At 75.5% G+C, this 12,917-nt stretch carries 12 protein-coding genes; 4 read left to right on the top strand and 8 right to left on the bottom strand.

Going from position 1 to position 12,917, the window contains the following annotated elements; all coding sequences use genetic code 11:
• Window positions 1–93 precede the first annotated feature (93 nt).
• Together J4557_RS43465 and J4557_RS43460 are read left to right on the top strand one after the other, a co-directional pair.
• Window positions 94–1,314, top strand: coding sequence for a sensor histidine kinase (locus J4557_RS43465; RefSeq protein ID WP_208272788.1), 1,221 nt, complete (start codon window positions 94–96; stop codon window positions 1,312–1,314).
• Window positions 1,311–2,009: a response regulator transcription factor gene (locus tag J4557_RS43460; RefSeq protein ID WP_208272786.1), complete on the top strand. Its 699-nt coding sequence runs from the start codon at window positions 1,311–1,313 to the stop codon at window positions 2,007–2,009. The genes J4557_RS43465 and J4557_RS43460 overlap by 4 nt, the downstream gene beginning before the upstream one ends.
• Here J4557_RS43460 and J4557_RS43455 read toward each other — a convergent pair.
• Window positions 2,006–3,214 carry an acetyl-CoA C-acetyltransferase gene (locus J4557_RS43455; RefSeq protein ID WP_208272784.1) on the bottom strand — a complete coding sequence of 403 codons (1,209 nt, stop codon included), beginning with the start codon at window positions 3,212–3,214 and terminating at the stop codon, window positions 2,006–2,008. The two genes, J4557_RS43460 and J4557_RS43455, sit on opposite strands and share 4 nt — an antisense overlap.
• Before the next feature lie 125 nt (window positions 3,215–3,339).
• Between J4557_RS43455 and J4557_RS43450 the strand changes: the two genes are divergently transcribed.
• Complete coding sequence (locus tag J4557_RS43450) at window positions 3,340–4,872, top strand: 3-hydroxyacyl-CoA dehydrogenase (RefSeq protein ID WP_208272782.1); 1,533 nt, start codon at window positions 3,340–3,342, stop codon at window positions 4,870–4,872.
• A gap of 66 nt (window positions 4,873–4,938) precedes the next feature.
• Here J4557_RS43450 and J4557_RS43445 read toward each other — a convergent pair whose 3' ends face one another.
• From J4557_RS43445 to J4557_RS43435, 3 genes are all read right to left on the bottom strand, one after another.
• Complete coding sequence (locus J4557_RS43445; RefSeq protein ID WP_208272780.1) at window positions 4,939–5,955, bottom strand: CU044_5270 family protein; 1,017 nt, start codon at window positions 5,953–5,955, stop codon at window positions 4,939–4,941.
• Between the two features lie 2 nt (window positions 5,956–5,957).
• Window positions 5,958–6,530 carry an RNA polymerase sigma factor gene (locus tag J4557_RS43440; protein ID WP_208272778.1) on the bottom strand — a complete coding sequence of 191 codons (573 nt, stop codon included), beginning with the start codon at window positions 6,528–6,530 and terminating at the stop codon, window positions 5,958–5,960.
• A gap of 86 nt (window positions 6,531–6,616) precedes the next feature.
• Window positions 6,617–8,125, bottom strand: a complete 1,509-nt coding sequence (locus J4557_RS43435; protein WP_307800542.1) for an MFS transporter — start codon at window positions 8,123–8,125, stop codon at window positions 6,617–6,619.
• Window positions 8,126–8,237: 112 nt separating this feature from the next.
• On the opposite strand from J4557_RS43435, the gene J4557_RS43430 reads away from it, so the two are divergent.
• Window positions 8,238–8,972, top strand: a complete 735-nt coding sequence (locus J4557_RS43430) for a TetR/AcrR family transcriptional regulator (RefSeq protein WP_243777290.1) — start codon at window positions 8,238–8,240, stop codon at window positions 8,970–8,972.
• 63 nt (window positions 8,973–9,035) lie between these two features.
• Here J4557_RS43430 and J4557_RS43425 read toward each other — a convergent pair whose 3' ends face one another.
• The 4 genes from J4557_RS43425 to J4557_RS43410 all read right to left on the bottom strand — a co-directional run bounded on the left by J4557_RS43425 (window position 9,036) and on the right by J4557_RS43410 (window position 12,905).
• Complete coding sequence (locus J4557_RS43425) at window positions 9,036–10,364, bottom strand: hypothetical protein (protein ID WP_208272772.1); 1,329 nt, start codon at window positions 10,362–10,364, stop codon at window positions 9,036–9,038.
• On the bottom strand, window positions 10,361–10,975 hold the full coding sequence (locus tag J4557_RS43420) for an RNA polymerase sigma factor (protein ID WP_208272770.1): 615 nt from the start codon (window positions 10,973–10,975) through the stop codon (window positions 10,361–10,363). Before J4557_RS43420 ends, J4557_RS43425 begins: the two co-directional genes overlap by 4 nt.
• Before the next feature lie 152 nt (window positions 10,976–11,127).
• Entirely contained in the window at window positions 11,128–12,339 is a 1,212-nt protein-coding gene (locus J4557_RS43415; RefSeq protein ID WP_208272768.1) for a CU044_5270 family protein, read from the bottom strand.
• Complete coding sequence (locus J4557_RS43410) at window positions 12,336–12,905, bottom strand: RNA polymerase sigma factor (RefSeq protein ID WP_208272766.1); 570 nt, start codon at window positions 12,903–12,905, stop codon at window positions 12,336–12,338. Before J4557_RS43410 ends, J4557_RS43415 begins: the two co-directional genes overlap by 4 nt.
• Window positions 12,906–12,917 lie beyond the last annotated feature (12 nt).

The following is a 12,917-nucleotide window of genomic DNA, read 5'->3' as shown; positions in this document are numbered from 1 at the left end:
CCGCGCGGCCCAATTCTCCGGACTCGCGCAACTTTGGATGCGCGCCTTCCGGGCGATGTCCCGGAAGGAGACCGTTGACTAGCCTCACCTGCTGTGGAGACCGTCGCCGTCACGTCCGTGCTGCGGGGCGTCCGCGCCTGGGCTGCGGGCAGGCCGTGGCTGTTCGACGCGGCGCTCGGCGGGGGCCTCACCGCGTTCGACGTCGTGACGCTGGCGGCCCGCGACCCCGCGCCCGGTCCGGCGGCGCTGGCGCTGTGGGGGGTGCAGACCGTCCCGCTGCTGTGGCGGCGGCTCCGGCCGCTCACGGTGCTGGCGGCGATGACCGTCGCGTTCATCGCGTTCGAAGCGGCCGACCCGGTTCCGGGCAAGACGCCCGGACCGTACTTCCTGATCTTCGGTGTCCACGCGGCGGCCCGGTACGCCCCCGCCGCCGCGAGCCTCGCCGCGTCCGGCGGGGCGCTGGCCGGGGCGGTCGCGGTGGACCTGGCGCTCGGCCGGTCCCCCGGGCCGCGCCCCGACTCGCTGGAGCCGATCACCGCGACCACGTTCGCGGTGTTCCTCGGCGTCGCGTGGCTGCTCGGGCACGCGCGGCGGCGCATCGACGCCGACGCCCGCCGGCTCCGCGACCTCAACGCGCAACTGGGCGACGCCAACGCGCGGCTGCGCGCCGAACGCGAGCGCAACGCGCGGCAGGCCGTCGCCGCCGAGCGCGCCCGGATCGCGCGCGACCTGCACGACGTCGTCGCCCACCACGTCAGCGCCATCGCCGTGCAGGCGCGCTCCACCGAGGACGTCGTCCACGACGACCCGGCGCTCGGCCGCGCCGGGGTGGCGCGCATCGCCGAGACGGCCGACACGGCGCTGATCGAGATGCGCCGCATCCTCGGCCTGCTCGACACCGGCCGGGACGACGGCGGCGCCGAACCGTCGCTGCGCGGCCTCGGAAACCTGGTCGAGGCCGCCGAGCGCGCGGGCTGCCGGGTGCGAGCGGACGTGGACGCCGAGGCGCCCGCGCTGCCGCGAGCCGTGCAGGTCTCGGCGTACCGGATCGTGCAGGAGGCGCTGACGAACGTCCTCAAGCACGCCGGGCCGACCGACGTGCGGGTGGCGCTGCGGACGGCGGGCGCCTCTCTGGTCGTCGAGGTCGGCAACGGCCCCGCGGTCCCCGGCCGCACGCCCGTGCCGGGATCCGGGCGGGGACTGATCGGCCTGCGGGAGCGCGTCGCCGCGTTCGACGGGACGCTGCGGGCCGGCCCGGACCCGGCGGGCGGCTGGCTCGTCCGCGCCGAACTGCCGCTGGAGGGCGTCCGATGACCGTCCGGGTGCTGCTCGCCGACGACCAGGAGATGGTGCGGGCGGCGCTGCGGGTCGTGATCGACCGGCGGGACGGGCTGGCCGTCGTCGGCGAGGCCGCGGACGGCGCCGAGGCCGTCGCCGCGGCGGCCCGGCTGCGGCCGGACGTGGTGGTCATGGACGTCCGCATGCCGGGCGTGTCCGGGGTCGAGGCGACCCGGCGGATCATGGCGGGCCCGTGGGAGGGCGGCGCGCGCCCGCGCGTCCTGGTCCTCACCACCTTCGACCTCGACGAGTACGTGTACGCGGCGCTGCGCGCCGGGGCGAGCGGGTTCCTGCTGAAGAACAGCCCGATCGACCAGCTCGAGCACGCGATCCGGGTCGTCGCGGCCGGGGAGGCGATGCTGGCGCCGAGCGTGACGCGGCGGCTCGTCACGGCGTTCGCGGCGGCGCCCCCGGAACCGGCACCGCCCGCGCCGGCCGCGCCGGGACGCCTGGACGGGCTCACCGGGCGCGAGCGCGAGGTGCTGCTGCTCGTCGCGCGCGGGCTGCCGAACGCGCGGATCGCCGAGGTCCTCGGGCTGAGCGAGGCGAACGTGAAGAGCCGCGTCAACCGGATCCTCGCGCGCCTCGGCCTGGAGAACCGCGTCCAGGCCGCGCTGCTCGCGTACGAGGCGGGACTGCCGGGCCTGCGGGACGGCGCGGGCCCCGGTTAGACGCGTTCGAAGACGGCGGTGAGGCCCTGGCCGCCGCCGATGCACATCGTCTCGAGGCCGTAGCGGGCCTCGCGGCGGTGCATCTCGCGGGCGAGCGTGGCGAGGATGCGGGTGCCGGTGGCGCCGACGGGGTGGCCGAGGGAGATGCCGGAGCCGTTGACGTTGATGCGGTCCCAGTCGGCGTCCTTGACGTTCCACTCGCGGGTGACGGCGAGCACCTGCGCGGCGAACGCCTCGTTCAGCTCGATGAGGTCGATGTCGGCGAGGGTGAGGCCGGCGGCGGCGAGGGCCTTGGCGGTCGACGGGACGGGACCGATGCCCATCGTGCGCGGCGGGACGCCCGCGCGCGCCCACGAGACCAGCCGGACGAGGGGACGCAGCCCGAGTTCGGCGGCGCGCTCGGGTGTGGTGACGATGCACGCCGCGGCGGCGTCGTTCTGGCCGCTGGAGTTGCCCGCCGTGACGGTGGCCTGGTCGTCGCTCTTGGCGAGCACGGGCCGCAGCCTGCCGAGGGTCTCCATCGACGTGTCGGGGCGCGGGTGCTCGTCGGTGTCCACGACGGTGTCGCCCTTGCGGGACGGGACGGTGACGGGGACGATCTCGTCCGCGAAACGGCCGGACCGCTGCGCCTCGACGGCGCGCTGGTGCGAGCGGACCGACAGCTCGTCCTGCTCCTCGCGGCCGATGCCGTACTCGCGGCGCAGGTTCTCCGCCGTCTCCAGCATGCCGCCGGGAACCGGGTGGTTGACGCCGCCTGCGGTGGCGCGGCCGCGGGCGAGGGTGTCGTGCAGTTCGAGGGACGGCCCGCGCAGGCCCCAGCGGGCGGAGGTCGTGTAGAACGGCGCGTTGCTCATCGACTCGGTGCCGCCCGCGATGATCAGGTCGCTGACGCCGGTCTGGATCTGCATCGCGGCGTTCAGGACGGCCTGGAGGCCCGACCCGCAGCGCCGGTCGACCTGGAGGCCGCCGACCTCGATGGGCAGGCCCGCGTCCAGCGCGGCGACGCGTCCGATGGCGGGGGCGTCGGCGCTGGGGTAGCACTGGCCGAGGAACACCTCGTCGACCGCGTCGCCGGGCACGCCGGTGCGCTCGACCAGGGCGCGGATCACCGCGGACGCCAGGTCCACCGGCTGCACCGTCTTGAACACCCCGCCGAAACGGCCGATCGGGGTCCGCAGCGGCTCGCAGATCACCGCGTCGCGCATGGCAGGTTCTCCTCAATCCGGGAACGGCGGGCACTCCGCAGGTTATGACCCCGGAGAACGCGCCCCGCGTCCGGGCCCGCGCCCGGCAGCGGGTTGAATGCAGGGCAGGCGAGCGAGGAGGCGCGATGGAGCAGGCCGGGCAGGACTGGGCGGAGCGGGCGGCGACGATCCGGGTGATCGGGACGGGCGCGATGGGACGCGGGATCGCACAGCTCGCGGCGGCCGGCGGGCTGACCGTGGAGCTGGCGGACATCCGGTTCGAGGCTGTGAAGAGCGCCGTCGAGCACGTCAGCGCGATGTTCGACAAGCTGGTCGCGAAGGGCCGGATGGCGGCGGACGACGCGGCGGCGGCGAAGGCGCGGCTGAAGCCGGTCGGCGAGCCGCTGACCCCGCTCCAGGACTGCGACCTGGTCATCGAGGCCGTCCGGGAGGACCTGGACACCAAGCGGGAGCTGTTCGCCGCACTGGAGAAGGCCGCCGGCGAGCGGGTCCTGTTCGCGACGAACACCAGCTCGCTGCCGGTCACGGCGATCGGCGCGGCGCTGCGCGACCCGTCGCGGCTCGCGGGGCTGCACTTCTTCAACCCGGTCCCGCTGATGCGGCTCGTCGAGGTCATCCCGGGCGCGCGGACGGCCGGACGGGTCCCGGACGCACTGGCCGCCCTCGTCCGGCGCCTCGGCCACGAACCGGTCATCGCCCCGGACGCGCCGGGCTTCCTCGTCAACCACGCCGGGCGCGGCCTGGTGACGGAGGCGCTGCAGATCCTGTCCGAGGGCATCGCGGAACCGGCCGACATCGACCGCATCGCCCGCGACGTCCTCGGCCTGAAGATGGGCCCGTGCGAGCTGCTCGACCTGACCGGCATGGACGTCTCGCAGCCGGTGATGGAGTCGATCTGGACGGGCTTCTACACCGAGCCGCGGTACCGGCCGTCCTACATCGGCCGCGCCCGCATGGAGGCGGGACTCCTCGGCCGCAAGACGGGCGAGGGCTTCTACACGTACGTGGACGGGGTGAAGCAGGAACCGCCGGAGGCCACCGCCCCGGCCGTGGACGTCCGGCCGGTCTGGCTCGTCGAGGGCCTGCGTGAGACGCTCGGCGTTCTGCTGGCCGAGTCCGGCGTGGAGGTCGAGACCGGCGACGAGCCGTCGCCGGGCGCCGTCGTCCTGTACGACGCGTCCCTCGGCCTGAGCGGCGGCCACCATCCGGAGCGGACGCTCGGCATCGACGCGTTCTTCGGGTTCTTCAGCCGGCTCACCCTCGTCGTCCAGCCCGCCGTGGACCCGGAGTTCGGGCGTGCCGCGCTCGCCGCGCTGCTCGCGACGGGACGGTCCGTGAGCGTCGTCCGCGACTCGCCCGCCGCCGTCGCGCCGCGGCTGCTCGCCTCGATCGTGAACGTGGCCTGCGGCATCGCCGAGCAGCGGCTGGCCCGCCCGGAGGACATCGACACCGCCGTCCGGCTCGGCCTCGGCTACCCGCGCGGGCCGCTGGAGTGGGGCGACCACGTCGGCGCCGACCGCGTCTACAACCTCCTGGAGATCCTGCACACCGACACCGGCGACCCGCGCTACCGGCCGTCCCGCTGGCTGGTCGAACGGGCCGCGCTCGGCCTCCCCCTCACCGAGTCCGGCACCGGCCCGTCCGACCTGCTCGGCTGAGTCGCGGCGAGCCGTCGTCACGGCGGTGTCCATGACGGCGGCTCGCCGCATGTCGGCGTCGCCGGGTCAGGGGAGAGCGGGGACGGCCGGGGGCGTGTCGGTCCAGCCGGCCTGCACGTACAGCTCCTTGTCGACCTTGCCGGGGACGTCGGGGACGGTGCGCGACGTGCTCAGCACGAGCGAGGAGCCCGGGTCGATGATCACGGTGTCGGCGACGTCGCGCATGACCCGCACGTGCAGCCCGACCCCCTGGCGGCCGCGCTCGTCGGTGACCTTGCCGATGGCGGTGACGCCGGGCATGGCGGCGAGCATCCGGTAGGCGGCGGCGCGCACCTTCGGCGGTGCGGGGACGAAGCTGAGCAGGTCGGTCACGCAGTTCTTCACGACCTCGTCCGCGGTGCGCCCGGCGGTGGCGTGGGCGCGGGGGCTCGCCCGCCTTAGCGCGGCCCTCAGCTCGCCTGGGTCGGTGGGCAGCGCCTGGACCTGCTTGAACGTCATGTCCCTGTCACAGACCAAGAACGTCTTCGTCCCGGTGTCCTTGTCGAGCCTGGGGGCGACCGGGTTCGGGTCGGGCGAGCCGTCCCGGCGGAAGGCGGGCGCGTCCTTGGCGGACATGGGCACGGCGCCGAGCGTCCGGTAGCCGGTCCAGGACCGGCCGTCCGGGCGGCTCCACTGCGCGATCAGCTGCCGCCCGAGCATCCAGTACTTTCCGCGGTCGCTGTAGTAGGCGTCCGACTGCACCCGGAGGACGTGCCAGTACCTGCCGGAGGCCGGCGCGGCGGCGGCGTGCTCGGCGGCGGTGAGCAGCACGGTCTTCGCCGACATCGGCTGCGCGGCGGCGGGATCGCGGCCGGGGTCGGGCGCGCGCGGGGTGGTGCCGGACGAGAGCACGACCGCGCCCGTGACGGCCGCGGCGGTGGCGGCCAGGCCGAAGCCGCTCCAGAGGGCGGGACGGCGCCACGCGCGCCGCGCCGGGCGCTCCGGCTCGCGCATCCCGTTGAGGAGGCGATGGCGGACGGCGGCCTCGGTCTCCGGCGTGGGCGGCTCGGCCAGCATCGTGGCGATCATCTGGAGTTCGTCCATGGTCACGGTCCTTCCGTGTGCGCGGGCAGGGCGGCGCGCAGCTTCGTGCGGGCGCGGTTCAGGCGGGAGCCGACGGTGCCGTACGGGATGCCCAGCACGTCGGCGATCTCCTCGTGGGAGAGCTGGGCGAGGGCCTTGAGCAGCACGACGTCGCGGTCCTTGCGGGACAGCGCGGCGAGCGCGCGGGCCAGCGACGGCTGGAGCCGTTCGGCGGACACCGAGGCCGCGACGCGGTCGTCGTGGCCGCCGGGATGGCGGTCCACGCCGACCTTCGCGAGCGCCCGGTAGCGGCGGGTCTCGGTCCGGCGGTGCTGGGCGATGAGGTTGGTCGCGATGCCGAACAGCCAGGGCCGGACGGACCCGCGGGACGGGTCGAAGGCGGCGCGGCGGCGGAACGCGGCGAGGAAGGTCTCCGCCACGACGTCGTCGGCCGCCTGCGGGCCGAGGCGTCCGGCGACGTAGCGGTGGACATCGGCGTAGTGCCGGTCGTAGACGGCGGTGAAGCGGTCGCCGTCGCGGACGGACGCGGCGAGCAGCTCCGCGTCCGTCGGGGCCGTGTCGGGTGGGGCGGTCACGCTGCCGCCCCTTCCGTCGGGTCCGGCATGGGGCACCTCCGGGGGAATGGTCGTCACTTCTACTCCGCTCGTCCCCCGGGGCGCTTTCACGCGGGTTCGGCGACCTTCCCGGCGGCGGCGGACGCGGTGTCGGTGCGCGGCACGCCGCGCAGGACGACCGCGGCGAACAGTGCGGTGGCGAGGGTCGCGCCGCAGCCGGCGAGGGACCCGACGGACACCGCGTGGACGAACGCGTCGCGGGCCTGGTGCGCGAGCGCGGGATCGCCGAGCGCGAGGGCCTCGCCGAGCGAGTGCTTCGCGGCGGCGGGCACGCCGTCCGGCAGTGCGCGGGCGTAGACGGCGGAGATCACGCTGCCGAGGACGGCGACGCCGAGCGCGTTGCCCAGTTCCTGGCCGGCGTCGTTCACGGCGGACCCGACGCCGGCCTCCTCGGCGGGGACGGCCGCCATCAGCAGGTTGTAGGCGGGCGGGGAGCCGAGGCCCATGCCGAACCCGACGACGACGAGCCCGGTGACGATCGGGGCGAAGCCGTCGCCGGGGCCTTCCAGGGCGAGGGCACCGAACCCGGCGGCGATGACGAGCAGGCCCGCGACGAGTGCGGGCCGTCCGCCGAGCCGGGCTTCGAGGGCGGCGCCGAGGCCGTTGCCGGCCGCCGCGGCGACCGCGCAGGGCAGCAGCGCCAGCCCGGCGCTGAGCGGGCCGTAGCCGAGGACGAGCTGGAGCGTCTGGGTGAGCGCGAACAGCGTCCCGGCGAGGACGAAGCCGAGGACGGCGATGACGGCGGCGGAGCCGGAGAAGGCGCGCTGCCGCAGCAGGGCGAGGTCGAGCATCGGCTCGGGGTTGCGGCGCTGCCAGGCGGCGAACGCGGCGAGGGCGGCGGCGCCGACCGCGAGGCCGGCGAGGGTGCGGGCGCCGGTCCAGCCGTGGTCGGGGGCGGAGATGATCGCCCACACGAGCGAGGCCATGCCGGCGGTGGAGAGCACGGAGCCGAGGACGTCGGGGCGGCGGCGCGGGCCGCGCGACTCGGGGACGAGGACGAGCAGGCCGAGCACGGCGACGGCGGTGACGGGGACGTTCACCAGGAACACCGAGCCCCACCAGAAGTGCTCCAGCAGCACTCCGCCGAGCGCGGGCCCGGCGGCGACGCCGATCATCGAGGCGGCGCCCCAGACCGCGAACGCCTTCGCGCGCTCGTCCGGGCCGAACACCTGCGCCATGATCGAGAGGGTGCCGGGCATCAGGAAGGCGCCGCCGAGGCCCATCACCGCGCGCATGGCGATCAGCTCGCCGGGGTTCGCGGCGAACGCGCCGAGCAGCGAGCCGCCGCCGAACAGCGCGAACCCGGCCAGCATCGCGCGGCGGCGGCCGAAGCGGTCGCCGAGGCCGCCGGCGGTGAGCAGCAGGCCCGCGAAGACGAGCGAGTAGGCGTCGATCGTCCACTGGACGTCGGACAGGGTCGCGTGCAGGTCCTTCAGCAGCGACGGGATCGCCACGTTGAGGATCGTGTTGTCGACGGTGACGGCCAGCAGGCTCAGGCACAGGGCGCCGAGGATCTGCCAGCGCCGGGGGTGCGGCGCGGGGGCGGCTGCGTTCACGGGGGGGACTCCTCGCACAGTGTTCGAGCTGACTCGCACACCGTACGAGATAACTCGCACGCTGTTCAAGTCCCGGTACCCTGTACGAGACGGACCAGGCGGGGAGGAACCGATGGCGGCGAAGGCTGGCAAGGCGGACGGCGAGAAGCCGCCGGAGTCGGTGTGGGTGCGCCCGCAGCGGACCAGGCGCGAGCAGCCGACGCTCACCCGCGACCAGATCGTCGACGCCGCGCTGGACCTGCTCGACGCCGAGGGCCTCGACGGGCTCAGCATGCGGCGGCTCGGCACCCGGCTGAACTCCGGCGCGACGTCCGTCTACTGGCACGTCGCGAACAAGGACGAGCTGCTGGAGCTCGCCCTCGACCGGGTGATGGGCGAGGTCCGCGTCCCCCGCCCGGACGCCGGCGGATGGCGCGCCGCCGTCGCCGGATACGCCCGCGACCTGCGCGGGATGATCCACCGGCATCCCTGGACGGTGCCGCTGTTCGGCGCCCGGCCGATGATCGGCCCGAACGCCACCCGCGTCCTCGACGAGGTGATCGGCGCATTCGACGGGGCCGGCCTCACCGGCCTGGACCTGGACAACGCGATGTCGCTGATCGCCGACTACGTCATCGGCGCGGCGGGCAGCGAGGCGAGCTGGCAGGACGTCCACGGCGCGGCGACCGGCGAGGACTGGATCCAGGCCCTCGGCCCCTACCTCGCCGGGATCGAGGAGCGCCACCCCCGGCTCACCGCGCACATCCGCGAGGTCTGGACCCGCGAGACCGCCGAGGTGGTGGAGCAGCGCTTCGACTACGGCCTGTCCTGCGTCCTCGACGGCATCGAGGCCCGCCGCCCTCGCTGACGTGCGGCGAGTCGTCCTGGACGCCGCCAGGACGACTCGCCGCACCCCAAGAGACGGGGCGGATCAGAAGGGGAGCTTCGCGGGCGGCTCCGGCTTGGCGTCCGTCCAGCCGGACGACCGCACCAGCCAGTAGTTGATCACGAAGCCGGGCGCCTGCGACCGGTAGGCGCCGCCCGGCCTGGTCAGCACGTCCCGGCTACCGAGCAGCTGGCCGGTCGCCGGATCGAACATGATCTCCTCGTGGGAGGTGTAGGTCCCCTGCTCGGCGGCCGGGGTGCCGTACTCGCCGGTGACGTGGACGGTCGTGTCGGCGGCCGCCAGCGCGATGCCCTTGCGGCCGAGCTCGTCCGTCACCGCTCCGATCGCCCGCACCCCGGGCTGCGCGGCGAGGGCCCGCATCAGCCCGGCCCGCACCGCCGGCGGGAGCGGCAGGTCCATCATCAGGTCCTCGGCTCGCATCAGCTTCTCGCGCGAGCCGTGCGGGTCCTCCCGCCGGCCCTCGTCGACCTTCTTCAGCATGTCCTGGAGCGACTTGATGGCCGCGGCGTGTTCGGCCCGCTTGCCGGGATCGGCCGGCACGGGTTGCTGCTGCATCTGCGCCAGGGTCTTCCTGATCCTCTCCAGCTTCGGATCGGAGGCGGCCCCCTTCAGGAACCGCGCGGCGAGGCTCGCGGGGTCGGTGGGCAGGTTCTGCAGGTCATCGACGGTCAGGCCGCCGGACTCCCCGCCGTCCGGGTCCCGGTCGCCGAGCCACCGGCCGCCGCCCTTCGCGTCCGGCCGGTCCGCCTCCCACGCCGAGGTCTTCCGGTCGTAGGTGTAGTAGTGGTCGTTCGACCACACGCGGAACGCCGACGGCGCGCCGGCCTTGCGCCACAGCGCCGCGTCCTTCGGCGTCAGCGGACGCGCCGGGATGTCCCGGCCGTAGAACGCCTCGCCCATGCCGCTCTTCGCGCCCGACCACTCGAACGTCTCGCTGTGCGCACCCACGATCGCGTACTCGCCGGTCTTCGGCCGCATCATGTAGGACTGGCCCTGGATCTGGTCGGTGTACCAGTACTTCCCGGTGGGCATCAGCGCGGCCTTCCCCGCCGCCGCGAGCACCGCCTGCCTGTTCAGGTCCACGCCGGGGGCCGTCTTCCCCGGCTCCGGCGTCCCCTGGCCCGTCACGACGACGGTGACGGCCGCCGCCGCGCCGACCGCGGCCAGGCCCGCGCCGAGCCCGAACGGCCACCCGTACCGCAGCCGCCGTCCCGCCCGCGCCGTCCCGGCGCGGCGCCCGCCGGACATCTCGCGCTCCAGCAGGCCGAACGCCTTCGCGGCCGCCTCCGGCGAGGGTGCCGGGGGCTCGGCCAGCAGCCGCCGCACGCCGTCCATCTCGTCGATCTCGCTCACGCCGTCGCCTCCTCCACGATCGCTGCCATCCGGTCCGTGCCGAGCGCCTCCCGCAGGCGGCGCCGCGCCCGGTGCAGCCGGGACGCGACGGTGCCCGTCTTCAGGCCGAGCGCCTGCGCCACCTCGTCGTACGACAGGTCGGCCAGCGCCACCAGGAGCAGGACGTCCCGCTCCCCGCGCGGCAGCCGGGCCAGCGCGTCCGCGATGTCCGCGCCGGCGTCCCCGGCGGTGACGCGCGCCGCGACCAGGTCGTCGTGCCCGTGCTGGACGTTCTCGGCGGGCGTGCGGGCGAGCGCCCGGTACCGCCGCCCCTCCGCGCGCCGGTGCAGGCCGATCACCCGGGTGACGATCCCGTACAGCCAGGGACGGGCCGTCCCCCGCCCGGTGTCGAACCGGCCGCGCTTGCGGAACGCGATGAGGAAGGTCTCGGCGGCGATGTCGTCGGCCGCGTCGGCGCCGAGCCGGCGCGCCGCGTACCGGTGGATCTCGGTGAAGTGGCGGTGGAAGATCTCCGCGAACGCGTCCGGTTCTCGCCGCGAACGGGCGATCACCTCCGCGTCGGAGCCGGGCCCGATGGGGCCCTCGGGCCCCGGCGGCCGGTCGTGTGCCATGGACGAATCCTCGCTGTGGGGGGACGGACGGATCATCCCGTTCTCAACCGATCCCCCGAAACGCCTTCGCCCTCCGCCCGGGAACCCGGGCGGAGGGCGAGGACGGGGGCGTTCGCCATGGGACAACGGCAGCGCTCACCCCGGGCCGGAGGCTAGAAGGGGAGCTTCGCGGGGGGCGTGGGCCTGGTGCCGGTCCAGTTCGCCGCGCGGGTCGCCGAGTAGCTGATGACGAACCCGGGCTTCATCGCCGCGTACTCGCCGCCCGGCCGGGTCAGCGTGTCCTGGACGGACAGCAGCGCGCCGGTCGCCTCGTCGAAGACGATCACTTCGCGGGAGCGGTAGGTCCCTCGCCCGCCCGTCGGCCCGTCGGTGGTCGTCGTGGTGCGCTCGGCGGAGGCCAGCGCGACGCCCCGGCGGCCGAGCGGATCGGTGGCGTGCCCGATCGCCTGCACGCCCGGCTGGGCGGCCAGCGCCCGCATCAGGCCGGCCCGCGCCTTCGGCGGCACCGGCGCGCCGCCCAGCAGCGACGCGACGCGCCAGATCATGGAGGCCGCGGCCTGGCCGGAGCTCGGGGCCCGGCCGCTCTTCGGGTCCATGCCCATCGCGCGGCCCGCCTCCGACCGGGTCAGGAACCTCCGGGCGAGCGCCGCCGGGTCCGACGGCAGCTTCCGCAGCTCCTCGGCCGACATGCCGAGGAACTCCCCGCCGCCGCGCGCGTCGGCGCCCGCCTCCGGGCCGCTCGACCGCCACTTCGTCGCCTTGGTGCCGTACGTAGTGAAGCCGCCGTCGGTCCGGACGCGGAAGCTCGACGGCGACCCGGCCCTGCGCCACAGCGCCGCGTCCCGCTCGGTCAGCGGACGGGCCGGCAGGTCGCGCAGGTAGTACGCCTCGCCCGTCCCGGACTTCGCGCCGAACCAGCCGAACGACTCGCTCTGCGCGCCGGCGATCGCGTACGCCCCGGTCTTCGCCGGCACGATGTAGGACTGGCCGTCGAGCCGGTCGCTGTACCAGTACTTCCCGGTCGGCGCGTGCTCCACCTTGGTGGCCGCGGCGAGCACCGCCTGCTTGTTCAGGTCGATGCTCCCGGGCCCGCCCCGAGTCCCCGGGGAGCCCGGCGAACCGGACGAGCCGACCGTCGCGACCGCCACGGAGGCCGCCGCCCCGGCCGCGACCACGCCGAGCACCGTCCAGCGGACGGGGCGGCGCCCCCGCGTCCGTCCCCCGGCGGGCGCGTCGTCGGGGTCCGCCAGGAACGCTCGTCCCAGGTCGCGTTCCCGGCGGGCGCGGGCCGTCTCGGGGTCCGCCGGCGGGTCGAGCTGCCCGGGCCGCGCCTCGGCCAGCGCCTTCATCACGTCATGCTTCATCGGACGACCTTCCTTTCGGTGCTGACCAGGGACGGGCGGGGTGCGGGCGCGCCGCGGTCCGGCGCCCGCGACTCGCCGGTCAGCGCGCGCTCCAGCCGCCGCCGGGCCCGGTGCAGCCGCACGTAGAACGAGGCCTTCGAGCAGCCGATGACCTTCGCCGCCTCGCCCGGCGACAGCCCGTGCCAGGCGACCAGCGCCAGCAGCTCGCGGTCGGCGTCGGGCAGGGCGGCCAGCGCGCGCAGCATCCCGGCGCGCTCGGCCACCGCCTCGCCGACGTCGCCGGCGGGCGGCTGCCCGGCCGCCCAGGTCCGCAGCTCGCGGGCCAGCGCGTCCTGCCGGTCCCGCGCCCGGTACGACTCGCGCAGCAGGTTGCGGGCGATGCCGAGCAGCCAGGGCAGCGGCTCGGCCGGCAGGTCGCGGACGCGCCGCCACGCGACGCAGAACGTCTCACTCGTGATCTCTTCGGCGGCCTGCACGCCGACCCGGCTCACGGCATAGGCGTGGACGCGCGGATGGTGCGCGTCGTACAGCGCCGTGAACCGGGCGATGTCTTCGGGGTCCGACAAGGTCCGAGCCCT

The sequence above is a fragment of the Actinomadura nitritigenes genome (assembly GCF_017573545.1).
Taxonomy (GTDB): Bacteria; Actinomycetota; Actinomycetes; order Streptosporangiales; family Streptosporangiaceae; genus Spirillospora; species Spirillospora nitritigenes.
The sequence above is the reverse complement of the archived record's forward strand: the minus strand, read 5'-3'. Positions and strand labels throughout refer to the sequence as shown.